Consider the following 23,083-nt stretch of genomic DNA (forward strand, 5'->3'; position numbering starts at 1 on the left):
AGCAATGGTCACACGGGGAATTCGCGGGGCTACAACAGTCACGCAGAACAACGAAGAACAGATTTTGAAAGAAACGGCTGTATTGCTGCAGGAGATCGTGGATCGCAATGAGATCCAACCGGAAGATATCTGTAGTGTGTGGATTACGTTAACTGGGGATCTGGATGCTGCTTTCCCGGCAAAAGCTATACGCCAACTGGATGGTTGGGAACTCGTACCACTGATGTGCGCACTGGAAGTTCCGGTTAAAGGTGCCTTGGCACAATGCATTCGATTCATGGTACATGTCAATACAAACAAAGCTCAGAACGAAATCCATCATGTGTATCTGAACGGTGCACAGGCATTGCGTCCTGATCTGGCAGCACCTTCTGGTTCTTAAAGAAGCAGGTTGTCAAACCGATCATAATGATGTATAGTGAGAACCAGTTGAGTAGAGTAGAGATTGAGCTGAGAGCAGCTGAGCTAGTGGAGTATATAGCAGAGTCCAGTGGGTGGTAACCGGGGCAACAGAAACCGGTCAACTGATTCACGGTACGTCGTGCTACGGAAGTTGTAACAGGAACAGGGAAGCAGCAAATGTGTCGTAGGACACCTTTTGTGTAGATATATATCGGTACAACATAAACATGTACTCTCCCATATTTTATGAAATATTGGAATGAGTAGTTGATGTGTTATAACTGATTTATTTTCCCGCATTGGATGATGTAACATGCATCAATCCAGAGACCTGAAATAATCCGAGAGCGAAGTATAGGGACTTGTTATTTATGAAGCATCACCCTGTTGAATACAGCTTATAACCAAACCTCTACCTGATGGTAGAGGTTTTTTTCGTATATTGAATTGCTTCTTCTACCCCTATAAGTTCAACTACACTTGTACACAAAAACGGAGAGGACAGAAATAACCTGAAGAAGCGGAGCGTTCACATTTATCACCGGATTTTCCCTTTAGAAAGGGAATCAAAAAATCTGGGGATAACAGTGATCGGAAGGTTGTTCTGTCATCGGAGTGCTCAGTGTAAACCTCTTTAGTTGAACTTACCTAAATCTGAAAGGACGTGATTTGATGATAACGCCAAACGTTAATCAAGTACTGAAAATGTCAAATGAGTATAATCTGATTCCGGTAGTCAAACGGATTTTGGCAGATATGGAGACTCCGATTCGAATATTCCGCCGTTTTGCTGACAACGACCGGGCATTCCTGTTGGAAAGTGTAGAGGGGGGTATCCAATGGGCGAGATACTCGTTCATCGGTACAGATCCGTTCCTGATGATTTCGGCCAAGAAGGGCCGGATTGTAGTGGAAGAAGCGGGACAGACTCGTGAATTGCCAGGCAAACCGATTGAAGAACTGAAAGCACTGCTGCGTAAGTACCGCAGCCCCAAAGATGATGAACTGCCACCATTCACAGGCGGGGCAATTGGTTTCTTCGGATATGATCTGCTGTCCTATTATGAGAAGCTTCCAGCCCACGCGCTGGATGATCTGAATATGGATGACATTCGTTTTATGTTCTGTGACCAGATTATCGTGTTCGACCATGTGAAGCAGCAGATGCTGCTCGTGGGTAATGTACACGTCAAGGATGGTGCAACGGATGATGAGATACGGCAAGCGTATGCAGTGACTTCGGAGAAGCTGGAGCAGGCCGCTGAACGGTTGCAGCAGCAAGGACCAGGGGAAAACCTGAATCCGCGTTCCATTCCGGGAGACGTGGAGTTGGGAGATATTCGATCCAACCTTACGAAGGAACAGTTCATAGGTAATGTAGAGCAAGCCAAAGAGTACATTCGCGCAGGTGATATTTTTCAAGTGGTATTATCCCAGCGTTTTCACATTGATACAGAGGTTTCTCCTCTTCACGTGTATCGCGTGCTTCGGACTCTTAATCCATCACCTTATATGTACTACCTCAAAATGGATGATGAAATTATCGTCGGCACTTCGCCTGAAGCGCTGGTCAAGGTGGACGGAAATCGTGTGGAGACACGTCCGATTGCGGGAACACGTCCACGGGGGGCAACCGAAGCGGAGGATCGTGCACTCGCTGCTGATCTGCTCCAGGATGAGAAGGAACGTGCGGAGCATCTGATGCTGGTTGATTTGGGCCGTAACGATCTGGGTCGGGTATCCAGCTTCGGCAGTGTGAAGTGTGACATGTTCATGGAGATTGAACGGTATTCTCACGTAATGCACATGGTATCCAACGTTACGGGCGAGCTAAGAGATGATAAGGATTTCTTCGATGCGTTCCTCTCATGCTTGCCAGCGGGTACCGTATCTGGTGCACCGAAACTGCGTGCAATGGAGATCATCGCGGAACTGGAGAAAGAGGCACGCGGTGCATACGCCGGAGCGATTGGATACCTCGGTTTCTCGGGTAACATGGACTCCTGTATTACGATTCGTACGATTATTTTCAAAAAAGGAAAAGCATATGTACAGGCCGGAGCGGGAATCGTGTGGGATTCTGTACCTGAGAATGAATATGTAGAGACGGTTAACAAAGCCAAAGCATTGCTCAAGGCAATTCGAACAGCAGAAGCCATGTTTCCTGCCAAAGAAAAGAACAGCACGTTGAGACTAGCAAATGCAGATTATTTTGTCACACCAGCGGCCGCTAAAAACTGAGAGAGGAGAGACCGGAGATGAACATAAACCCGATTATGAATGAAAACTCTGTAACCCCAATTACTGAGATGACTCGCGAGGATGGTATGAAGAATGGATTAGCGAAGATTTTGGAGGGCAGCCATCTGGAGCAAGCCGAAGCACGAGATTTGATGTATTCGATTATGAGAGGTGAGGCAACGCCGGCTCAAATCGGAGGTTTGTTAATGGCGCTGCGTATGAAGGGAGAAACGGTGGATGAGATCACCGGTTTTGCTGAAGCCATGCGTGGTCAAGGCGGACGGATTCTCACGGATGGCAGCGGCTTGTTGGACACTTGTGGAACAGGCGGATCGGGAATTCATAAATTCAATATTTCCACGGCATCTGCCATTATTGCTTCCGCCGTCTCGGTTCGGGTCGCCAAACATGGCAACCGTTCAGCTTCAGGCAAAGCAGGTAGTGCAGATGTATTGGAGGCACTCGGTGTAAATATCCATCTGAACGGGGAACAGGCCAGACAATGTCTGGATGATATCGGAATTTGCTTCTGTTTTGCCCAAGTATATCACCCTTCCATGCGACATGCGGCAGGACCGAGAAAAGAGCTGGGTGTGCGTACCATTTTCAATATGCTCGGACCATTAACCAATCCTGCGGGAGCAGATCGCCAATTGCTTGGTCTGTATGATCGTTCCCGGACGCCGATGATCGCTGAAGTGCTGAAGCGTCTTGGTCTCAAAAGAGCGTTGGTCGTGGCCAGTCATGATGGTTTGGATGAAATCAGTATCTCGGCGCCAACCCAGGTATCTGAACTTCGCAATGGTGAAGTGCACACCTACGATATTGATCCACGTGATATGGGCTTGTCTCTGCATCCGCTTGAAGCAGTCCTTGGAGGAGATGCGGCACAGAATGCCGAAATTATTAAGAGGATCTTCCAGGGTGAGCAGAGTGCCTACCGTGATGTCGTACTGTTGAACGCTGGAGCATGCATCTACGTATCCGGTCTTGCAGATAGCATTGCTGAAGGGGTCACACTTGCCGCCGAAGCGGTAGATTCGGGCAAAGCTGCCGGGAAGCTTGAACAGTTAATTCATACAACGGAGGCGTACAGTCATGTATCTTGATCGAATCGTTGCAACCAAACATAAAGAAGTAGAAGTATTGGCACAGACATTTCGCATGGATGAGGCTATCCAAAAAATCGAACAACTACCCGCAACCCGGGGATTTGAACAAGCATTATCAAGCAAACGTAATCGCAAACTCGGCCTTATTGCTGAAGTGAAGAAGGCTTCACCATCCAAAGGGTTAATTCGCCCGGATTTTCATCCGGTAGAGATTGCTGCTGCTTATGAGCGTGCAGGTGCAGACTGCATCTCCGTATTAACGGATGTGTCGTATTTTCAAGGGAGCAACGAGTACTTGCAGGCGATCCATCAAGCGGTGAATATTCCGTTATTACGCAAGGATTTTATTATAGATGAGCGACAGATTGCCGAGGCAAGATTACTGGGTGCGGATGCGATCCTGTTGATTGCCAGTATTCTGACACCTGAACAGATTCGTCAATATCTGGAATTTGCCAAAAGTTTGGGACTTGATGCCTTGATTGAAGTTCACGATCGAACAGAACTGGAGCAGGTATTGGAGATTCCGCAGGCCACACTTGTGGGCATTAATAACCGTAATTTGAAAACATTCGAAACCAGTCTGAGCACGACACTGGATTTGATGGAATTGATTCCAAGTGGGGTCACTTTGATTAGCGAAAGTGGTATTGACGGACCAGAATCAACAGTGCCTCTGATCCAGGCCGGTGTTCATGGTATTCTCGTAGGTGAGCATCTCATGCGCAAGGATGATGTCGAGGCGGCTGTATATGATCTGATGGGACCCAAATGATGAATACTTCCATACACGATGGCACAGGCGACAGTATGTCAGAACGGAGAAACCCGCTGCCAGCGGCCGTAAAAATATGTGGACTTCAGGACGTTGAAGTGCTAAAATCGATGATAAACTTGCCTGTGGATTACATTGGTGTTGTTTTTGCCAAATCACGCCGCCGAATCGAACCCGAGCAGGCTGCTGCATTAAGAACGGTGTTGTTCGAATGGTCAGCCTATGATCGGCCGAAGCTTGCGGGTGTATTTGTGAATCCTACGCTCGAAGAGTTGGAACACATTATGGAGATTGCTCACCTGGATGTTATTCAGCTACACGGACAGGAGACTGCGGAGTTCTGCCAGCAGGTGAAGCAGCGGTGGAATGCGCAAGTATTCAAAGTTTTTTCTTTTCCCAAAGATGAAACGGGTCCGGAAGCTGATGAGGCGTCCATAAGGGCTCTTGATGCTTATGATAAATTCGTGGATGCGATATTGCTCGATACCCATGATCCTCTATATGGAGGGGGCTCCGGGAAAACGTTTGCCTGGGAGCGAATTCCTGCCTATGCGGAATGGGCGAAAAGTCGCGAAATCTCTCTGTTCGTTGCAGGAGGTTTGCAGCCGGACAATGTACAGCAATTAATACAGACATATGCACCTTTCGGCGTCGATGTATCCAGTGGCGTTGAGACTGAAGGTGTGAAGGATATTGCCAAAATTACAGCATTCGTAGAAAGGGTGAAGCAGGCATGACACATCAATTGCCGGATCAACACGGGCGTTTCGGTCACTTCGGAGGCCGCTTTGTACCTGAGACACTAATGAACGCACTTATTGAGTTGGAGGAGGCATACAGCCACTTCTCTGAAGATGAGGAATTCAACAAGGAACTGAATTATCTGCTGAGCGAGTATTCTGGACGTGAAACCCCATTGTATCATGCAGAGCAATTGTCACGCCGATTGGGTGGACCGAAAATTTATCTGAAACGTGAAGATCTCAATCATACAGGCGCGCACAAAATTAATAACGCCATTGGACAAGGTCTGCTTGCCAAACGGATGGGCAAAAAGAAAGTTATTGCCGAAACGGGTGCAGGTCAACACGGCGTTGCAACGGCAACTGTAGCCGCATTGCTTGGACTGGAATGCAAAGTATTTATGGGCGAAGAAGATACAGAGCGTCAGCAGTTAAACGTATTTCGGATGAAGCTGCTCGGAGCAGAAGTAATTCCGGTTACGTCCGGAACACGGACACTGAAGGATGCTGGTAATGAAGCGCTTCGCTACTGGGTCAGCAATGTGGAGGATACGTTCTATGTGCTTGGATCAGTGGTTGGACCTCATCCATATCCGATGATGGTGCGGAATTTCCAACGTGTTATTGGTGATGAGACCCGTCGTCAGATTCAGGAGATTGAAGGACGTTTGCCGGATGTAATTGTAGCAGCTGTCGGTGGAGGAAGTAATGCGATCGGCATGTTCTATCCATTTATCGGTGATCAGGATGTGAAGCTTGTTGGCGTTGAAGCTGCAGGCAAAGGGGTCGATACCGAGTATCATGCTGCGACGATGAGCAAAGGTACGCATGGTGTATTCCAGGGATCTATGAGTTACTTGTTGCAGGATGAGTATGGACAGGTTCAGCCAGCACATTCCATCTCGGCCGGACTTGATTATCCGGGTGTTGGTCCGGAACATTCCTATCTCAAGGATATTGAACGGGCAAAATATGTACCGATCACGGATCAGGAAGCACTGGATGCCCTGCAACTCCTATGTCGGACGGAAGGAATTATTCCTGCTCTGGAGTCTGCACATGCGGTTGCCCAAGTTGTCAAACTGGCGCCTGAACTCACAGCAGATGATATTGTAGTCATTTGTCTGTCGGGACGTGGAGACAAGGACGTTGAATCAATCATGAAATACACGGGAGGCGACTTGGGATGAATCTGATGGACCAGACCTTCCAGCAATTAAAGCAACAGAATCGCACGGCACTTATTCCATTCTTAACCGTGGGAGACCCGGATGTGGATACAACGATTGATATCATCAAGGAGCTTGAGCAGGCCGGAGCGGATATTTTGGAACTGGGTGTTCCTTATTCCGATCCGCTTGCAGATGGTCCCGTCATTCAGCGTGCTTCCGAACGTGCGCTGAAAAGCCAGATTACCATTCGTACGGTTATGGAAACCGCAGCAAAAGCTCGTAAGGCAGGCGTGAAACTGCCGTTTGTGCTGTTCACCTATTATAATCCGGTCTTGCAGACCGGGTTGGATGTATTCTTTGAAGAATTGGTCAAACACGATATTAGTGGCATGATCATTCCGGACTTGCCAATTGAGGAAGCGGAAGAGATGCGACAACGTGCTAATCGCGCGGGAGTGCATCTGGTGCCACTTGTTGCACCTACATCTAATGCACGGATTGAGCGGATTGTGAATGGAGCAAGTGGCTTTATCTATTGTGTATCTTCCCTTGGAGTAACCGGAGAGAGAGCTTCTTTCTTTGATGGTGTAGAAAGCTTCATTGAGACAGTGAAAAGTCTGACAGACGTCCCTGTAGCGGTAGGTTTCGGTATTTCTAGTCATGAGCAGGTGGAACATTTCTCCCGCATCTGCGATGGCGTTGTTGTAGGTAGTGCCATCGTTCGTCAGGTGGAAGACGCGATTCCTCTGCTTGGAAATCCGGACACGCGTGCAGAGGGACTGTTGCAAATTCGCAACTTTGTGGCACAATTGAAGGGATAGAGATGTCTTGAAAGTACATCCCTTGCACACATGAGGTGCACGCTCATTCGTGTCTAACATTATTTCAATAACAGGAGGCGGTCGGGTTGAAACCGAAATCCCAGATTGTCAATCTGCCTGTGTACCAACCGGGCAAACCGATTGAAGAAGTGAAACGTGAACTGGGGCTTGAACAAGTCATCAAACTGGCCTCCAACGAAAACCCATACGGCAGTTCTCCTGCCGCCCTGGAAGCCATTACGAGAGAAATGACTAACATAAGCATATACCCAGACGGTAGCTCGGTTGAGCTGACTGGAGTTCTTGCAAAGCATCTTGGTGTTGAACGGAACAACTTAATATTTGGTTGTGGTTCTGATGAGATTATTGCTTTGATCACGAGAGCTTTCTTCTTGCCGGGTGACGAGACCATCATGGCAGATCAGACATTCTCCGTATACAAAAGCAATGCTGATATTGAAGGAGCCGTTACCATCGAAGTGCCTCTTAAAGATGGAACGCATGATCTGAGCGCGATGCTTGCGCAAATCAACGACAAAACGAAAGCGGTCTGGGTGTGTAATCCAAATAATCCGACAGGTACGATTATCTCTGAGCAGGAACTTACAGCCTTTATGGACCGTGTACCTGCTCATGTGATGGTTATACTGGACGAAGCTTATTATGAATTCGTAACCGATGATGCATATCCGCAAAGCATACCATTGATCGAACGGTATCCGAACTTGGTCATTCTGCGGACATTCTCCAAAATTTACGGTTTGGCTTCGCTCCGGATCGGATACGGCATCGCACGTCCCGAAATTATTGATTTGATTAACCGTGTACGTGAGCCGTTTAACACTTCCCGATTTGCACAGGTTGCGGCAACCGCTGCACTACTGGATCAGGATTTTGTTCAAGAGTGCTCGAAGCGGAATGCAACGGATCGGGATTTCCTGCAAAATGAATTTACACGGCTCGGATTGTCGTATTTCCCTTCACAGGGTAATTTCATTATGGTTGATCTGAACATGCCTTCGGCAACGGCGTTCCAATCCTTGCTGAAACAAGGCATTATCGTTCGCCCAGGATTCCACGTATACCCAACTTACATTCGTGTGTCCGTCGGAACATCAGAACAGAACCGTGCATTTGTCACGGCACTGGAGAACACGCTGGCTGAGAAGGCGGTAGCAAGCCCTTAATACTGGCGATGAAAGAGTGAGGACCCATGAAACTAAAAATTGCAATGATTGGTGTAGGACTCATCGGCGGTTCACTTGCGCTCTGCTTCAAAGGCAAGCCAGGTGTAACCGTGATGGGCTATGCCCACTTGGATGAACTGAAGGACAAGTACATAGCGAGCGGTGTAGTGGATGATGCTACGCTCTCACTGGAAGAAGCGGTAGAGGATGCCGACTTTATTTTTTTGTGCGTTCCCGTAGGTTTGCTTGAGTCCTATTTCGAGAAGCTTTCCAGGCTGCCATTGAAGAAAGGATGTATCATCACGGATGTAGGAAGCACCAAGGCTTCCATTGCCGCTTGTGCCGAGCATGTGCGGCTGACTGACGCTTACTTCATTGGTGGTCATCCTATGGCAGGGTCGGAGCGTGCGGGCGTGGATGCGGCCTCAGCCGTGTTGTTTGAGAATGCATATTATGTCTTAACCCCTTCAGAGCAAGTACCTGAAGAAGCTTACAGCAGGTTGTCGGAGCTGCTTGCCTATACGCGCGCACAGATCGTGCGTGTGGAGCCTCTGCTGCACGATGACATCGTGGGTGCGATTAGTCATTTGCCACATGTTATTGCTGTTGCGCTGGTCAATCAGGTGCGTGAATATAATGAGTCAAATCCGCTGTATAAAATGCTGGCTGCAGGTGGTTTCCGGGATATTACCCGGATTGCGTCCAGTGATGCAATTGTATGGAGAGATATCTTGCTTAGCAACCGTGATGTCCTACTGGGCTTGCTTAAGGACTGGAATAGCCAAATGACGGCCTTTACGGATATGCTGGAGCATAAGAACGGTGATGGCATAGAGGAAGCATTCCGTCAGGCCCGTGAGTTCCGCAGTGTATTGCCCGAACGACGCAAAGGCATGATTTCACCGTTATTTGATCTGTACACCGATGTCCAGGATGCTCCGGGTATGATTGGTAAGATCGCAACTGAGCTTGGGGCGAATGACATTAACCTGAGCAACTTGGAGATTATCGAAAACCGGGTGGATGTGCCGGGCATCATGCGTCTGTCTTTCCGTCAGGAAGAGGATATGGAACGAGCCAAGACATTGTTGGATTCCTTAGGCTATCAAGTGTGGGTATAAGACGAGAAAGGGGGCGAAAGCCCTCTTTTTTGTGGAGTTGTATTGGTGTTGTTATATGAATTTCTTCAGAAATCAAAGAGGGCGATATATAAAAGATGAATGCAAATGTTAACCTCTAAACTAGAGGTAATTCCTTTTTAAAGACAAAAAAAAGACCGCTTACAAAAGCGGCCATTGCTCACGTGGAGCAATACAGTTATTGGATAGGAGTGGAGAGAAACCATACTGTACCCTTATTATATGTATACGTTTTCATTCTGTCAACACTTTAAATAAAATTGTTTGAATTAATTATATCTTTCGGTAATTCAGGATAATAACTCCTTTTTTTGAGGGCCTGAAATCAAAAAAATATCACATTTTTGTAACCTTTTCAGTATATCATGCGTCTATATATGAAAGGCTTACCAAAAAGGCTCTAAATGAAGTCATGAACGTGAAAATGACTGCATATGAATGACAGGTCGGGTTCTGTGGACAGCAATGGATTTGCCAGGATGATGCAGACCGTTGTACAATAAATACTGTTAATGTAGAAACGTTGGGGAAATTGCCATTACATAGGGGAATTTGGCGGGAAGGCCAGTTATGGCGCTGAACGCTGTTTATATGCGGTGAAAACCGCAACTTTTTTGTGCCTGTTCGGTAATACATGGATAGAGTCGAACGGGGAGAAGCACATGGATGGGCGAGGAGGGGTCGCACTCAAATGACGGATTCCCAGTTGATTCGAGAGATCAAGGAAGGTAACCTGGAGTTATATTCCGAGCTGATGAGTCGTTATCAGCGTAAAATACTGGCTTTCGTATATCATATGTTGAAAAGTTCCAATATGGAGCTGCTTGCGGAAGATCTCTGTTCTGAGACTTTCTATAAGGCGTTCCGCAGTCTGCACTCTTTCCGTGAGGTGGATGCCTCATTCTCAACCTGGTTATATACCATTGCGAGAAATACGGTACTGAGTGAGCTTCGCAAACAGCGCAGCGGAAATGTCCCACTTGAAGAGAGCGGGATTGTTCCCGTTGCTCCTTCGGAGAATGCACCGGAGTATGCTGTACTGCGCAGCGAGCGGGTGATGCTGGTTAGAGATGCGATTAACAACTTGCCGGAGAAGCAACGTTCTGCGATTATACTCCGCGAGTATGATCAACTAGACTACCAGGAGATTGCGAATATTCTTGGGCAGAGCGTCAGTTCTGTGAAATCGCTATTATTCAGAGCAAGATCAAGCGTAAAAACTCAATTGGAACCTTATTTCTTCGAACCGGTGTACGAGCCATATGAAGGGATGAAGAACCGATGAATTGCAATGATGCCCAGGAACTGTTTGCACTGGTCTGGGACTTGCCGGAGAATCATCCTCAGCGGATTGCATTTCATGCTCATCTCGCTGGTTGTGAAGACTGCTCCGAGCAGTTTGAGGTTTGGGAAGAAGCCCAGATCTTGCTGCACAGCATCCCGATTCCAGTGACAGAACAACAGGCAGAGAGAGTGAACCGTAACGTTATGGACCGGATTTATGCGGAGTCTCCATGGTTATTGCCGGAGGAGGCAAAGGTTAATCGTTTCTCTGCTGCGATCCGCAAGCATATGTCTTTGTGGATTGCCGCGTTCCTGGCTATTTTTTTATGCAGCTTTCTGTACATGGCAATGTTTAAGCCAGATGTGTCAGAAGCTGAGCAAACCAAAGTTGTTGCTACGGGTATTCTGGAGACAGGAGTTGCCGGAAGCGCACCTTCGTCATCTGGATTATATCAGTACGACATGACTGGAGCGGATAGAGGAAGCATTATCGAACCTTTTGTAGTGAGTATGGGACCTGCTTATCCGCAGTATTGGATGGCCCTGTCTTTACTTGCAATTGGAATGGCGTTATTTTCTCTTGGCCGTATGCATCGAACAACGAATAAACGTAAACAAAGTGCGAGTGCATAGGTAATAACCTTTCGTTCGCCGTGTGGAGAAATGAGGGATGTAAGTGCGAATCGGGCTTATTCGTCACGGTCTTACAGACTGGAATGCGGCAGGCCGTATACAGGGGCAGACTGATATACCTCTGAATGGGGAAGGTCGTGAACAGGCTGAGCGACTGGGAAGACGTCTGTTGACTGAGGATTACCAGTGGGACCATATCATCACAAGTGGATTATCGCGGGCACAGGAAACAGGGGAGATTATCTCCAAACTGTTAAATGTACCTATGCTTGAGCCGGACGCACGGTTGAAAGAAAGGGCTTTTGGTCAGATTGAAGGTCTGACGTCAGAAGAGCGGGTTGCCCGTTGGGGCCAATCCTGGGAGACATTGGACTTGGGACAGGAGAAGATTGCGGATATCCAGCTTCGTGCAATGGCGTTTCTGGAAGATCTATGGTCTGCCTATTCGGACCAAAACGTACTCATTGTCACTCACGGAGCTTTTCTCGCCAACCTGTTAACAGCCTTGTTTAAAGATCGGTATACGCAGCGGATTGGAAACCTGTCACTGACGATCCTGGAAAAGGAACGTGATGACTGGAGTCCGCTGTTATATAATTGCACACGACATCTGTCTTTGGACACAGCAAAACAACCTGAGTAATCCAACTTGGGTTGTTTTTTTGCATTTTAGGGGGAATAAAGCCTTTATATGATTTCAAACCTCTCATTTTTCTTCTGATTGGCCGACTTGGGGCATAGTATGATTAACAAATTAATTTCATAATTCACTAAAGATATTATGAAATTGATTCAAACATAAAAGATTTCCAAAAAGAGGTTTAGATTATGGGAATTCCGTCAACGATGTTTACAAAACCAAACTATTTCAGGCTCCGAATCAGCAGCCGAAGTAGTTAACGGGCGAGGCGATGGACCCATGAATCTAGCGGATATGCTTACTTTTGCCGATATTGGCCAGCTTAATCGAATTGCAGACTATTACCAATGTGAATGCAAACCCAACTCCAAACATGAACTCATCCAGAGTATTCTCACTACATTGGGCAGCAGACCCTTTTTTGAGCAGCAGGTACGACAACTGAATCAAGCAGATCAGCGCTTTTTGAACAACTTGTTGTTTGATCCTCGCCAGTATTATGGTATGGAAGAACTCATTGCCATAGCCCGTCAATCGATGGACAAAAAGGAGAGTGAGGCTGGCGCCAGTCCACGTGATCTCATCGTTCGCTTCAATAAGAGTGGATGGTTGTTCAATGGGACAACGCAGCAGACCAGGTATTTGTATCAGGTGCCACAGGATCTGAAATTAAGATTCAGGGATGTGTTATCCACACATCTGCGAGCAGGGATCACCAAAACAACGGAACCGCCCATGTATCGGGATGAGTATCATCTCTTAGCGGATGATCTCAAGTTGTTCCTTCAATTTGTCCAGCAGCACGAAATTGCCCTTAACGCTGAGGGCATGATGTACCGGCGCTCTCAACAGCAGATTATGGAGCATCTACACATTAGTGAGGAATTGGTGGGAAAAGGTGGCTGGAGATTCGGATATGGCCGTTCATTCAAGGATTACCCGGATCGTTTTGCACTTCTCTACGACTATGCATTTCACCACCGGCTGGTTCGTGAGGAGCAAGGCACGCTGAAGCTGTCACCAACCGGAGAAGACAAGCTGGGGGCTGAGAAAACGGCCGAAATGATACAGCTATTTAGGTTTTGGTTAAGATTGTATAAAGGTGCTATTCCCAATCTGTCCTCTATTGTGTATTGGACAGGCGAATGTGCCTTGGAATGGTCGACCGCCGAGTCGCTGTTTCGTCAGATTGGTCCATTCATTCAGCCGTTCTATTATGATACGGCGGAGGCCATCTATGATAACAGAATTGTTAAAATGATGTTGCATCTTGGCATGGTCCGGATTGGGGAACATGAGGAAGGTCGGACGATACAAATGACAGCTTGGGGTTCACGTCTTGCTGCATCCTGTCGCTCCATTTCAGGAGACGTTACACCTATTATGTTTGACAAGTGAAGGACAAGTTGCTAAAATCACTCCCAAATTAAGGAGTGATAATAATGATAATTCCATACAAAGGTCTACAACCTCAGTTACACTCTTCGGTATATATAGCTGAAGGTGCGAAACTAATTGGTGATTTGAGAATGGGAGAAGAGTCTTCCGTCTGGTTCAATGCAGTCCTGCGGGCTGATTTGGCTCCTATTGTCATTGGAAAGCGCTGTAATATTCAAGATAATGTTGTTGGGCATGTCAATACGGATCAACCTTTAATTGTGGGAGATGATGTTTCCGTAGGACACACAGCGATCATTCATGGTTGTCGTATTGGAACAGGATCATTAATCGGCATGGGAGCCATTCTGCTGAATGGAGCCGACATTGGGGAATATACGCTGATTGGAGCCGGTTCTGTTGTTACTGAGAATAGTAAAATTCCGCCCTATACTCTTGCTTTGGGGACACCTGCCAAAGTGATACGTGAGTTGACTGATGCTGATCTGGAGCGGATGTCCAGAACTTCACTGGGTTATGTCACCAAAGGAAAAGAATATAGGAGCTCTTAAATCCGTTTTGGAGGTGCATCCTATTGGATAAAATGAAAGTTACGTATGAAGTCATGTTGGGGCTAGCAGCTGAGATGGTGTGGGACGAAGCGCTTCGCAAACAGCGCAGCGAGAAACTCTATTTGGAAATCGATAAAGCGTTAGCTACCGGAGACGAAGTAGCTTTCCGGAGTCTGACGGATGAACTGAGGACCATAAACTGATGGGCAAAATAGTTCCTTTCTGAGATAAAAGGGAATGCGCAGATGCGTGTTTCCTTTTTTGATATGTGAAATTACGAAATGAATGTCTGGATTTATAAGAAATGGTCATATATAATATGGGAATAAAATGGATAGAGAGGGGATATAGGGAATTGAAATTCAGTGAGATGACTCAAGACAGCTGGGCTGAACTGCAACTCTATCTGGATACATGCCTTATTCCATATACAGCTCTTAGCGGTGAGCAGTCGCCGGTTGAAGTTACCGAGGCATTGGAGCGGCTGAGAGATTTTCTGGATCTGGTCGAAATTCCTTTCAAAGGGAGAATCATGACTTATCCAGCCTTTCACTATGCTAATCCGGAATTGTCAATGACATTAAATTCCTTGTCTTCACAGCTTAAGTCTTCAGGATTCAAATATGTGGTTATCATGTCATCAGATGGTCAATTAAATGAGGTGGAAATTCCTGCTGCTGATCTGGTTTTGAGTCGGTCCGTATTAACTCATGAGGTCGGAGAAGAGGGCATTGCGAGATTTGTAGGGGAAAAGATACGAGAGTTGTGGAAAAAATAGTTTTTGGCGACAAATGTGACAATTTTACAACATTTTTTTAATAACGCTTACAAATGAACCTTAAAAATGTGTGACAAATTCTTGACGGTGTTCTAGGGCTACTATATGATTATGTATGTTCTAGTAAGTCGTGGAATTTATGAAAATGAAAACGGTTGAGAGAGTTGGCTGAAAAAGGGGGTTGGAGACAGTATGAGCAGTGAGCATGACCACCACGAAGCTTCATTGAAATTGCCAAGCCGCATGGAGATGTCACGCAGGCAGTTTTTGACCTACACGCTTGGTGGAGCTACAGCCTACATGGCCGCCGGTGCAATCCTTCCTATGGTCCGTTTTGCGGTGGACCCGATTTTGCAACATAAGGGAGAAGGCACCTCTGTCAAAGTAGCTGAAATCAGCAAAATTACGAATGAGCCTCAAGAATTCACCTTTGAACTTAAACAACAGGATGGTTGGTATCTGAGTAATGCATCGTTAGTGGCGTGGATTCGCAAAGACGAGCAGGGTAAAATTTATGCACTTTCACCTATCTGTAAACATCTGGGATGTACAGTAGGCTGGAATAGTGACAAGCAGTACCCTGACGAGTATCATTGCCCCTGCCATGGCGCGCACTATGACAAGGAAGGGAAGAATCTTGCCGTAGCCCCCAAACCGCTGGATGAGTACGTAGTCAAGGAAGAGCAGGGTTGGGTATATCTGGGCGACATTGTTCCGAACACCCGAGTGAATTAGGAGGCGTGAACGCAGATGTTTAAAAATGTCTATGACTGGATTGACGAGCGTCTCGATATCACGCCAATATGGCGGGACGTTGCGGATCATGAAGTTCCAGAGCATGTAAATCCGGCTCATCACTTTTCCGCATTCGTGTACTGCTTTGGTGGATTGACGTTCTTTATTACTGTTATTCAGATTCTGTCAGGCATGTTCCTGACCATGTATTACGTACCTGATATTATCAATGCCTACGCAAGTGTGGAGTATTTGCAGACCAAAGTAGCCTTCGGCCAAATTGTTCGCGGCATGCACCACTGGGGAGCCAGTCTGGTTATCGTAATGATGTTCTTACATACGATGCGTGTGTTCTTTACAGGCTCTTACAAGGCACCGCGTGAAATGAACTGGGTTGTCGGCATGCTGATCTTTTTCGTCATGTTGGGCCTGGGTCTGACAGGGTACTTGTTGCCATGGGATAACAAAGCCTATTTCGCAACAAAAGTAACACTGGAGATTGCCAATACGGTTCCTTGGTTGGGACCAATTATTAAAGAATTCCTGCAAGGCGGTACGATTGTTGGTGCACAGACACTAACCCGATTCTTTGCCCTGCACGTATTCTTCCTCCCCGCTGTGCTTCTGGTGCTTCTGGTCGGACACTTTATCATGATCCGCAGACAGGGCATTTCGGGACCACTATAAACGAAAGAAGGGAGGAATCGCAATGGCTCACGGACATAAGAAGCATGATGAGGAAAAGGTTATCTTTGTCGGTGATTCACGGGTTCGTAAAGGTGCGGGATTCATTACCCCGCCTGATTACACGGCGTATCCCGGCAAATCAGAAGCCTTTATTCCTAACTTCCTGCTGAAAGAATGGATGGTTGGTGTCGTTGTATTGGTAGGGATTTTGGTACTAACGATCTCAGAACCTGCACCTTTGGGGTATCCGGCCAATCCAAGCGCATCCGTTATACCCATGCCGGACTGGTACTTCCTTTTTCTGTATCAGTACTTGAAGTATCCATACGCATCAGGCGATTACGTGTTGCTCGGGGTACTGGGGGTCAGCGGGGTCGCTTTTGGAGCTTTGCTGCTGGCACCATTTCTGGACACAGGCAAGGAGCGGCGTTTCTATAAGCGCCCCATTGCTTCATCACTTATGATTTTGTCAGTCATTTCTGTATTCTATCTGACGAATGTAGCGTGGACACACTACGAGCATGAGTTGGAAGCAAATGGACAGAAGCCTGAACATATTCAACGTGAAGAAGAAGCACTGGAGAGGCGTGAACAGGGGCTCCCTCCAGTTTCCAATGCACCTGGACAGCAAGAAGAAGTTGCGATCGTGGAACAGGATGATCCTGCAATGGAAACGTACAAGAAGGCTGGGTGTATTGGCTGCCATGCGGCTGATATGAAGGGTGCAAGTGGACCTTCACTTCGGGGTGTAGGTGACAAGCACAGCCAGGAAGAGATTCTGACCATTATCAAAGAAGGCTACAACGAGATGCCTGCGATGTACGATCAAGCGATTGCTCAAGGTGTAACGGATGAAGAAATTACTCATCTGACCGAATGGCTTGCGAAACAGAAAGCAGAACAGTAAAATCGAAATAACCAATGAAACCTGATCGTTTATGCGGTCAGGTTTTTTTGAAGTGTTTTTTGGACAGCACTGTATTGTGCGCAATATATGATGAAGGAAGGGGCAGGGAATGTGGCTTTATCGTATTTCTGGAGTAGGGAGTTTCTGACCAATCGTTATTTCCTGTGGCTATTATTTTGGTGTAATGCGGTAGGAACGGTATACGGATACATCTGGTACGGAGAGCAAATGAAATTGACGCTGGCCGAGCAGCCGGTGTGGCAGATCGTATTTGTGCCAGATAGTCCAACAGCGAGTTTGTTTTTTACTTTAGCGTTGCTATGGATCTTGTACCCACCACGGTCCATCGTTATCAAACGGATCGGACATGTGATTCAGGCGCTTGCTGTGGTCACATCTGTGAAATATGGCGTGTGGGCCGTATCCATTATTTTCGCTGGCTGGATGCAAGGTGGCACACAGCACTGGCAAGACTGGATGTTGATTGCTTCGCATAGTGCAATGGCGATTGAAGCTCTTATATATGTACGCTTTTTCGGCTTCCGATGGGCTGCCCTTGTCATTGCAGGTCTCTGGACGCTGTTGAACGATACAATGGATTATACATATGATATTTACCCTTGGTTACCCGCCTCCCTCTATGATCATGTAGATGGTGTGCGTAATTTCACATTCGGACTGACACTGGTGAGCATTCTGTGCGCGTGGCTAGCCTTAAGACAGGCAAGACGTACCTGATCTCATACTTTGGGGAGTGAATAACAGTCTCATGAAGAGTCGCTATTTTAGCGGCTTTTTCTATGTCACAAATCGAGTAGGGTACGGAATCCTCTTCTGCTTGTTCTAACGAGTTGTCCCCCGCCATACATTGGTGGTGGGAGGGATGTCCATGAAGAGAACGTTCGGGATCAAAACGGGCTTATTGGTGGTATCGTTCATGGCTCTGCTGCTTTGGACGAACTTAGCATATCGTGTATCCGCGCAAAGTGATGGACTGAATTCGATTTCGGATCAGCAAGTGTCCACTAGCAATTCAATTGCACAACTTAATGAAGAAGCAGCCATTTTGTATCGTCAGGCACTGGAGAACAATATTGAAGAAGTGCGAGGAAGCATTCTGCGTATCAGTAAAAGTCTGGAGCATATCTCCTTTGAGGGACAAACGACAGTCGAAGGCATTCACGCCTTATCCGAAACCATAGTTGAAGTGAAACAAGCCGTTGTGAAGGTGAAAAATGACGATGCTTCTCTTCAGCAGTCCTCTGCCAAACTCAGACTTGCAGCAGATAGTCTCGCGAATCCAACCAAGCCTTTATGGCTTCAGTATTATAAAATCGTGAAAAACGATCTGGATGCTTTATCCGCTGCTACAGATCAAGGGCAAACTGCGGCTGTGCTGGCAAATCGCTACACCGTTTTGGAGGAGCATTATGAGACGATACGTCCTGCTGCTCTGATTCGACGTGAACCGTATGAAATTGCTCAGATGGACGCTTGGTTATCTCATACCAAAGGGCTTACCGCTGCAAAGCAGCCTGATCTGGCTCAGTTAAAGAGCATGGTGGGCCACGGGGAGGAGCTGGTGAACCAGTTATTTGGTCGCGAGAAGGACGAGAGTGCCTTTGTACCGTTTGTACAAGGCCCTGATCGGAGGGCAGCCGGGCTGCTGATAAGTTCGGTCATTGTGGCGACGCTAAGTTACGCCGGATATCGTAAATATCGTGCACAGCAGCAGGGGATTTTTCCTTTTCGGCGCTAGTTGGATATAAACGTGATCGTGGTATATTTTTTATAAAAAAAGACCTCTTTCGCATAAACAGCCACGGCAACGGCTCTTCATGTGAAAAGAGGTCTTTTTGCAATTTCTACAGCATGTCAGCTTTCTTTGAAACCTTCTCCATGTACATCGTGAACATCGCTGATGATGACAAAAGCTCTGGGGTCTATGGAACGTACAATAGTCTGCAGACGCCGGAACTCTTGCCTGGAGATCACACAGTAGGCCATGTGCTTGGCCTGTTTAGAGTATGCGCCAATGGCTGGAATGAGGGTAACGCCACGATCCATATCCCGTGTGATCTGGTCCGCAATCTCGGGTGCATGGTCACTAATGATCATAAATGCCCGAGCAGAATATGCACCTTCCTGAATAAAGTCGATGACTTTGGAAGCAATGAATACAGCTACGAGCGTATACAGGATTTTTTCTTTGGGGATGTAGATGAGAGAGAGCCCGATAATGACAAAATCGATGCCAAGCAATACCCGTCCCATACTCCACCCATACTTGCGGTTTAGAATGCGAGCAATGATGTCTGAACCGCCCGTCGTTCCACCCCAACGAAATACGATGCCAAGACCGGCTCCGAGGGTAACACCTGCATATAATGCAGCTAACAGGAGGTCATTCTCGGTATGTAATGGTTCAATCCAGCCCAGATGAATCAACTTTTCAAACAACCATAGAAAAACGGTCAAAGCCCCGATTCCGATACCCGTATAGATCATCTGTCTGCCGCCCAAAATTTTGAGCCCGATCAGAAAGAGGGGGACATTAAGAATCAAGGTCGTTAGAGAAGGTGAGATGCCGAAAGCATAATTAATCAGCACGGTAACCCCGGTGAGGCCACCTTCCATAAGCTGGTTAGGGATAATAAAGTAGAGGAGCCCGAAGGCATATAGGGCTGTACCCAACAGGATGGGAAGTACCAGTTTAACTTGAACCCAGGTTTTGGCAGTGCTCATAAGATCCCTCGCTGTATATAAATTAGAATGAAGAAGCAATCATTCCCATCCTAGTATACCTGTTTATTGATTCTTTAAAAATGATTTGTCGCTGATGATGGTGGAAGTGAATCTAAATAACTGATATTATTAGGAACAAATACGACATCATTTCAAAAGGAGAATCCGTTCTCATGGAGAAAAGCATCGCAGAAATGCAGCGTGAGGTTGATCAGTATATCTCCCAGTTCAAGGAAGGGTATTTCAGTCCCCTGGCCATGTTGGCCCGGATGTCTGAAGAGGTTGGCGAGCTTGCCCGGGAAGTGAATCATGAGTTTGGCGAGAAGCCAAAGAAATCTTCCGAAGCAGCCAATTCCATTGAACTTGAGCTTGGAGATATTTTATTTATCACGATTTGTTTTGCGAACTCGCTGGGAATTGATCTGGCTGAGGCGCACGACAAAGTCATGCATAAATTTAACACCCGCGATGCCAATCGGTGGACTCCCAAAAACACCGATTAGGCGTAGATTACATATGCTGTACCATCACCCGATCGGGGAGGGTCAGCTTAATGATGAAACCGGAAGAATATATGCAGCAGGCTTACCGCTGTATATTGCAAAATGATTTTGAGCAGGCGATTCGTTGGTTCGAGTCAGCCATTCACGCTCATCCCAAACATGCAGAGTTATATTATCGCTGTTCCATTACCCACGCCCGCAGCAAACATCTGGTTCCGGCGCTTGAATATGCGCGTAAGGCGGTTGAATTGTCGCCAGGAACAGAAGAGTATATATTACATCTGCAGACGTTGGAAGCGAAACAATTGACCTCCAGAGCGAAGTTGCTGTTGGAGCAAGCGGGTATTGCAACACAGGAGCGCTATGTGGAAGCGTCAACGCTTCTGCAAGAAGCGGTCAAACTTGATCCGCTCTCCGTGGAAGCTCATGTTATGCTTGCGCTAGCTTACAGTGATTTGAATGAATTTGACTATGCCATTCAGGTGCTGCGTGAGGCAATTTTGCTGGACCCGCAGAATGGGCAGCTGCATCAGATGTTACAGGAAATCAAGCAACGTATGAAATCCATTCAATAAGAATTCATTTTGCAAAGATTCTTTTGAGTTGAAATGGATTCAACGATATGATCCAACATAGCGAGGAGATGCAGTCAATATGAGTGAAGTAATTAGAGTTGCCGTCATCGGAGCGGCTGGCCGAATGGGCCGTGAAGTTGTGAAATTGGTACTTCAGGACCCGGAATTGGAGCTTGCAGCGGCTGTAAACCGCTCCGGAGCAGGCACGGATGCAGGAACCCTTGTTGGTTTGCCGGAGTGTGGAGTGCTGGTGACTGATGATATCGAAATGGCGTTTGCCGAAACAAAACCTCAGGTTATGGTTGATTTTACGGTGCCGCAATATGCATTTGCACATACCGAGATCGCGATTCGTCATGGGGTTAGACCTGTCATGGGTGTTACCGGCTTTACGCCGGAGCAGATTGAACAGTTGGACAAGCAATGCCAGGACAAAGGAATTGGAGGGCTTATTGCCCCTAACTTCTCGATCGGTGCCATTCTGATGATGCGATTCGCAGCACAGGCTGCCAAACATATGCCGAATGTGGAGATTATCGAATATCACGGGGACCAGAAGCTGGATGCTCCTTCCGGAACAGCGATCAAAACGGCTGAACTGATTGCTGCCAATCGGGAAGAACTTCGCCAGGGTAACCCGAATGAGGAAGAAACGATCGAAGGATCACGTGGCGGTTATTACAACGGCTTCCGAATCCACAGTGTACGTTTGCCTGGCGTATTCGCACAGCAGGAAGTTGTTTTCGGAGACTATGGACAGTCACTCAAAATTCGGCATGACTCATACGAGCGCGCAGGTTATATGCCTGGTGTTAAGATTGGTGTGCAAAAGGTTATGGAATATACAGGAATGATCTACGGATTTGACCACTTTATCGACTAAAAGGAGATTGTCATGTTGAAAATAGCATTTATCGCCCATGATCGTAAAAAAGAAGAGATGGTTAATTTCGTGACAGCATATGAGCCTGTTTTTACGGACCATCAATTGTATTCTACAGGAACCACAGGCCTTCGTATTATGGAAGGAACCTCTCTGAAGATTCATCGATTTGAATCAGGCCCATTGGGCGGAGATCAGCAGATTGGAGCTCTAGTTGCTCAAAATGAGATGGATCTGATTATATTCCTGCGTGATCCACTGATGGCACAACCTCACGAGCCGGATATCAATGCATTGTTACGTCTTTGTGATGTGCAGGGAATTCCACTTGCCACGAATATCGCAACCGCTGAGATTCTGGTTAAGGCACTGGATCGTGGTGATTTTGCCTGGAGAGAGCTGGTACATAAATACAAGCCGGAGGCTGGATTGAATTCAGGTGATCCCGAATGAGTCTGGATATTCTCATCTTTGGAGCTCATGCGGATGATGCGGAGATTGGTATGGGTGGAACGATTGCCAAACATACCGCTGCTGGCTTGAAAGTAGGCGTGTGTGATCTGACTCGTGCTGAGATGTCCTCCAACGGAACAGTAGAGCGCAGAACCGAGGAAGCGGAGCAAGCCTCCCGCGTCCTCGGTCTTTCGTGTCGAACGAATCTGGGGCTTCCTGATCGTGGCTTGTATCTTACTCCAGAACATGTACAGGCAGTAACGGCTGAGATCCGCCGTCATGCCCCTCGGATGGTATTTGCTCCCTATTGGGAAGATCGTCATCCGGATCATGTCAATTGCAGTAAGCTTGTGCAGGAGGCTGTTTTTAATGCCAAGCTTCGGAACTACATGCCAGATATGCCTGCCGTGCAGGTGAAGGAACTTTATTTTTACTTTATTAATGACATTGGACCTACGGATTTGATTGTAGATATTACGGAACACTATGAGCAAAAAGAAACTTCATTGCTCTCTTATCGTTCCCAATTCGAACTGGGAGACGGAGCGGTCTCGACGCCATTGAATCAGGGGTACATTGAACGTGTAAGAGCCCGTGATTCGTTGCTCGGACAACGCAGTCTCATCCCGTTTGCAGAAGGTTTTGCTACAATTACGCCTTACGTGGTTCATCAATTTGGCCCGAGTGCCCAATAAACGATTTCACTTTTTACGTATTAA

Annotated in this window: 27 protein-coding genes; 26 read left to right on the forward strand and 1 reads right to left on the reverse strand. The window is 47.0% G+C overall.

Annotated elements, in window-relative coordinates:
- The first annotated feature begins 4 nt into the window (after positions 1 to 4).
- The 21 genes from aroH to MKY73_RS10780 all read left to right on the forward strand — a co-directional run bounded on the left by aroH (position 5) and on the right by MKY73_RS10780 (position 18,964).
- On the forward strand, positions 5 to 382 hold the full coding sequence (gene aroH, locus MKY73_RS10680; protein ID WP_253438600.1) for a chorismate mutase: 378 nt from the start codon (positions 5 to 7) through the stop codon (positions 380 to 382).
- Between the two features lie 692 nt (positions 383 to 1,074).
- Positions 1,075 to 2,643 carry an anthranilate synthase component I gene (trpE, locus tag MKY73_RS10685; RefSeq protein ID WP_339307325.1) on the forward strand — a complete coding sequence of 523 codons (1,569 nt, stop codon included), beginning with the start codon at positions 1,075 to 1,077 and terminating at the stop codon, positions 2,641 to 2,643.
- A gap of 68 nt (positions 2,644 to 2,711) precedes the next feature.
- Positions 2,712 to 3,752, forward strand: a complete 1,041-nt coding sequence (gene trpD, locus MKY73_RS10690; protein WP_339308552.1) for an anthranilate phosphoribosyltransferase — start codon at positions 2,712 to 2,714, stop codon at positions 3,750 to 3,752.
- On the forward strand, positions 3,742 to 4,530 hold the full coding sequence (gene trpC, locus MKY73_RS10695) for an indole-3-glycerol phosphate synthase TrpC (protein WP_339307327.1): 789 nt from the start codon (positions 3,742 to 3,744) through the stop codon (positions 4,528 to 4,530). Before trpD ends, trpC begins: the two co-directional genes overlap by 11 nt.
- 35 nt (positions 4,531 to 4,565) lie before the next feature.
- Positions 4,566 to 5,267, forward strand: a complete 702-nt coding sequence (locus MKY73_RS10700) for a phosphoribosylanthranilate isomerase (RefSeq protein ID WP_339308554.1) — start codon at positions 4,566 to 4,568, stop codon at positions 5,265 to 5,267.
- Positions 5,264 to 6,463, forward strand: coding sequence for a tryptophan synthase subunit beta (trpB, locus tag MKY73_RS10705; protein ID WP_339307329.1), 1,200 nt, complete (start codon positions 5,264 to 5,266; stop codon positions 6,461 to 6,463). Before MKY73_RS10700 ends, trpB begins: the two co-directional genes overlap by 4 nt.
- Positions 6,460 to 7,266 (forward strand): tryptophan synthase subunit alpha, encoded by an 807-nt coding sequence (gene trpA / locus MKY73_RS10710; protein WP_339235196.1) that lies wholly within the window; start codon positions 6,460 to 6,462, stop codon positions 7,264 to 7,266. The genes trpB and trpA overlap by 4 nt, the downstream gene beginning before the upstream one ends.
- Before the next feature lie 86 nt (positions 7,267 to 7,352).
- Positions 7,353 to 8,453: a histidinol-phosphate transaminase gene (hisC, locus tag MKY73_RS10715; RefSeq protein ID WP_339307332.1), complete on the forward strand. Its 1,101-nt coding sequence runs from the start codon at positions 7,353 to 7,355 to the stop codon at positions 8,451 to 8,453.
- A 26-nt stretch (positions 8,454 to 8,479) separates the two neighbouring features.
- Positions 8,480 to 9,574, forward strand: a complete 1,095-nt coding sequence (locus MKY73_RS10720; RefSeq protein ID WP_339256126.1) for a prephenate dehydrogenase — start codon at positions 8,480 to 8,482, stop codon at positions 9,572 to 9,574.
- 709 nt (positions 9,575 to 10,283) lie between these two features.
- Positions 10,284 to 10,877 carry a sigma-70 family RNA polymerase sigma factor gene (locus MKY73_RS10725; RefSeq protein WP_062835180.1) on the forward strand — a complete coding sequence of 198 codons (594 nt, stop codon included), beginning with the start codon at positions 10,284 to 10,286 and terminating at the stop codon, positions 10,875 to 10,877.
- Positions 10,874 to 11,509 (forward strand): hypothetical protein, encoded by a 636-nt coding sequence (locus MKY73_RS10730; protein WP_339235188.1) that lies wholly within the window; start codon positions 10,874 to 10,876, stop codon positions 11,507 to 11,509. The genes MKY73_RS10725 and MKY73_RS10730 overlap by 4 nt, the downstream gene beginning before the upstream one ends.
- Before the next feature lie 43 nt (positions 11,510 to 11,552).
- Positions 11,553 to 12,152, forward strand: coding sequence for a histidine phosphatase family protein (locus MKY73_RS10735; RefSeq protein WP_339307334.1), 600 nt, complete (start codon positions 11,553 to 11,555; stop codon positions 12,150 to 12,152).
- A 276-nt stretch (positions 12,153 to 12,428) separates the two neighbouring features.
- Entirely contained in the window at positions 12,429 to 13,547 is a 1,119-nt protein-coding gene (locus MKY73_RS10740) for a hypothetical protein (protein ID WP_339307336.1), read from the forward strand.
- A 44-nt stretch (positions 13,548 to 13,591) separates the two neighbouring features.
- Positions 13,592 to 14,098: a gamma carbonic anhydrase family protein gene (locus MKY73_RS10745; RefSeq protein ID WP_339235180.1), complete on the forward strand. Its 507-nt coding sequence runs from the start codon at positions 13,592 to 13,594 to the stop codon at positions 14,096 to 14,098.
- A gap of 23 nt (positions 14,099 to 14,121) precedes the next feature.
- Positions 14,122 to 14,301, forward strand: coding sequence for an IDEAL domain-containing protein (locus MKY73_RS10750; RefSeq protein ID WP_017687723.1), 180 nt, complete (start codon positions 14,122 to 14,124; stop codon positions 14,299 to 14,301).
- Between the two features lie 152 nt (positions 14,302 to 14,453).
- Entirely contained in the window at positions 14,454 to 14,876 is a 423-nt protein-coding gene (locus MKY73_RS10755; RefSeq protein ID WP_339307338.1) for a DUF2487 family protein, read from the forward strand.
- 192 nt (positions 14,877 to 15,068) lie between these two features.
- Complete coding sequence (locus tag MKY73_RS10760; protein WP_017687725.1) at positions 15,069 to 15,611, forward strand: ubiquinol-cytochrome c reductase iron-sulfur subunit; 543 nt, start codon at positions 15,069 to 15,071, stop codon at positions 15,609 to 15,611.
- A gap of 15 nt (positions 15,612 to 15,626) precedes the next feature.
- On the forward strand, positions 15,627 to 16,298 hold the full coding sequence (locus MKY73_RS10765) for a cytochrome b6 (protein ID WP_017687726.1): 672 nt from the start codon (positions 15,627 to 15,629) through the stop codon (positions 16,296 to 16,298).
- 22 nt (positions 16,299 to 16,320) lie between these two features.
- Complete coding sequence (locus MKY73_RS10770; RefSeq protein WP_339307339.1) at positions 16,321 to 17,205, forward strand: c-type cytochrome; 885 nt, start codon at positions 16,321 to 16,323, stop codon at positions 17,203 to 17,205.
- 111 nt (positions 17,206 to 17,316) lie between these two features.
- Positions 17,317 to 17,943, forward strand: a complete 627-nt coding sequence (locus tag MKY73_RS10775; protein WP_339235168.1) for a DUF1405 domain-containing protein — start codon at positions 17,317 to 17,319, stop codon at positions 17,941 to 17,943.
- A gap of 151 nt (positions 17,944 to 18,094) precedes the next feature.
- Complete coding sequence (locus tag MKY73_RS10780; protein WP_339235165.1) at positions 18,095 to 18,964, forward strand: sporulation protein YpjB; 870 nt, start codon at positions 18,095 to 18,097, stop codon at positions 18,962 to 18,964.
- A gap of 116 nt (positions 18,965 to 19,080) precedes the next feature.
- On the opposite strand, the gene MKY73_RS10785 is transcribed toward MKY73_RS10780, so the two are convergent.
- A complete protein-coding gene (locus tag MKY73_RS10785; RefSeq protein WP_253438555.1) occupies positions 19,081 to 19,950 on the reverse strand; it encodes a YitT family protein in 870 nt (289 codons plus the stop codon).
- Between the two features lie 173 nt (positions 19,951 to 20,123).
- Here MKY73_RS10785 and MKY73_RS10790 point away from each other — a divergent pair, with 173 nt between their 5' ends.
- The 5 genes from MKY73_RS10790 to bshB1 all read left to right on the forward strand — a co-directional run bounded on the left by MKY73_RS10790 (position 20,124) and on the right by bshB1 (position 23,059).
- A complete protein-coding gene (locus MKY73_RS10790) occupies positions 20,124 to 20,453 on the forward strand; it encodes a nucleotide pyrophosphohydrolase (protein ID WP_017687732.1) in 330 nt (109 codons plus the stop codon).
- A 50-nt stretch (positions 20,454 to 20,503) separates the two neighbouring features.
- The gene (locus MKY73_RS10795) at positions 20,504 to 21,028 is read left to right on the forward strand and encodes a tetratricopeptide repeat protein (RefSeq protein ID WP_307410829.1); all 525 of its coding nucleotides are present in this window, start codon (positions 20,504 to 20,506) and stop codon (positions 21,026 to 21,028) included.
- 79 nt (positions 21,029 to 21,107) lie between these two features.
- Positions 21,108 to 21,911 (forward strand): 4-hydroxy-tetrahydrodipicolinate reductase, encoded by an 804-nt coding sequence (gene dapB, locus MKY73_RS10800; RefSeq protein ID WP_339235159.1) that lies wholly within the window; start codon positions 21,108 to 21,110, stop codon positions 21,909 to 21,911.
- A gap of 12 nt (positions 21,912 to 21,923) precedes the next feature.
- The gene (gene mgsA / locus MKY73_RS10805) at positions 21,924 to 22,364 is read left to right on the forward strand and encodes a methylglyoxal synthase (RefSeq protein ID WP_339307341.1); all 441 of its coding nucleotides are present in this window, start codon (positions 21,924 to 21,926) and stop codon (positions 22,362 to 22,364) included.
- The gene (gene bshB1 / locus MKY73_RS10810) at positions 22,361 to 23,059 is read left to right on the forward strand and encodes a bacillithiol biosynthesis deacetylase BshB1 (RefSeq protein ID WP_339235157.1); all 699 of its coding nucleotides are present in this window, start codon (positions 22,361 to 22,363) and stop codon (positions 23,057 to 23,059) included. Before mgsA ends, bshB1 begins: the two co-directional genes overlap by 4 nt.
- The last annotated feature ends 24 nt before the right edge of the window (positions 23,060 to 23,083 follow it).

The sequence above is a fragment of the Paenibacillus sp. FSL R5-0519 genome, from assembly GCF_037974275.1.
Lineage (GTDB): Bacteria > Bacillota > Bacilli > Paenibacillales > Paenibacillaceae > Paenibacillus.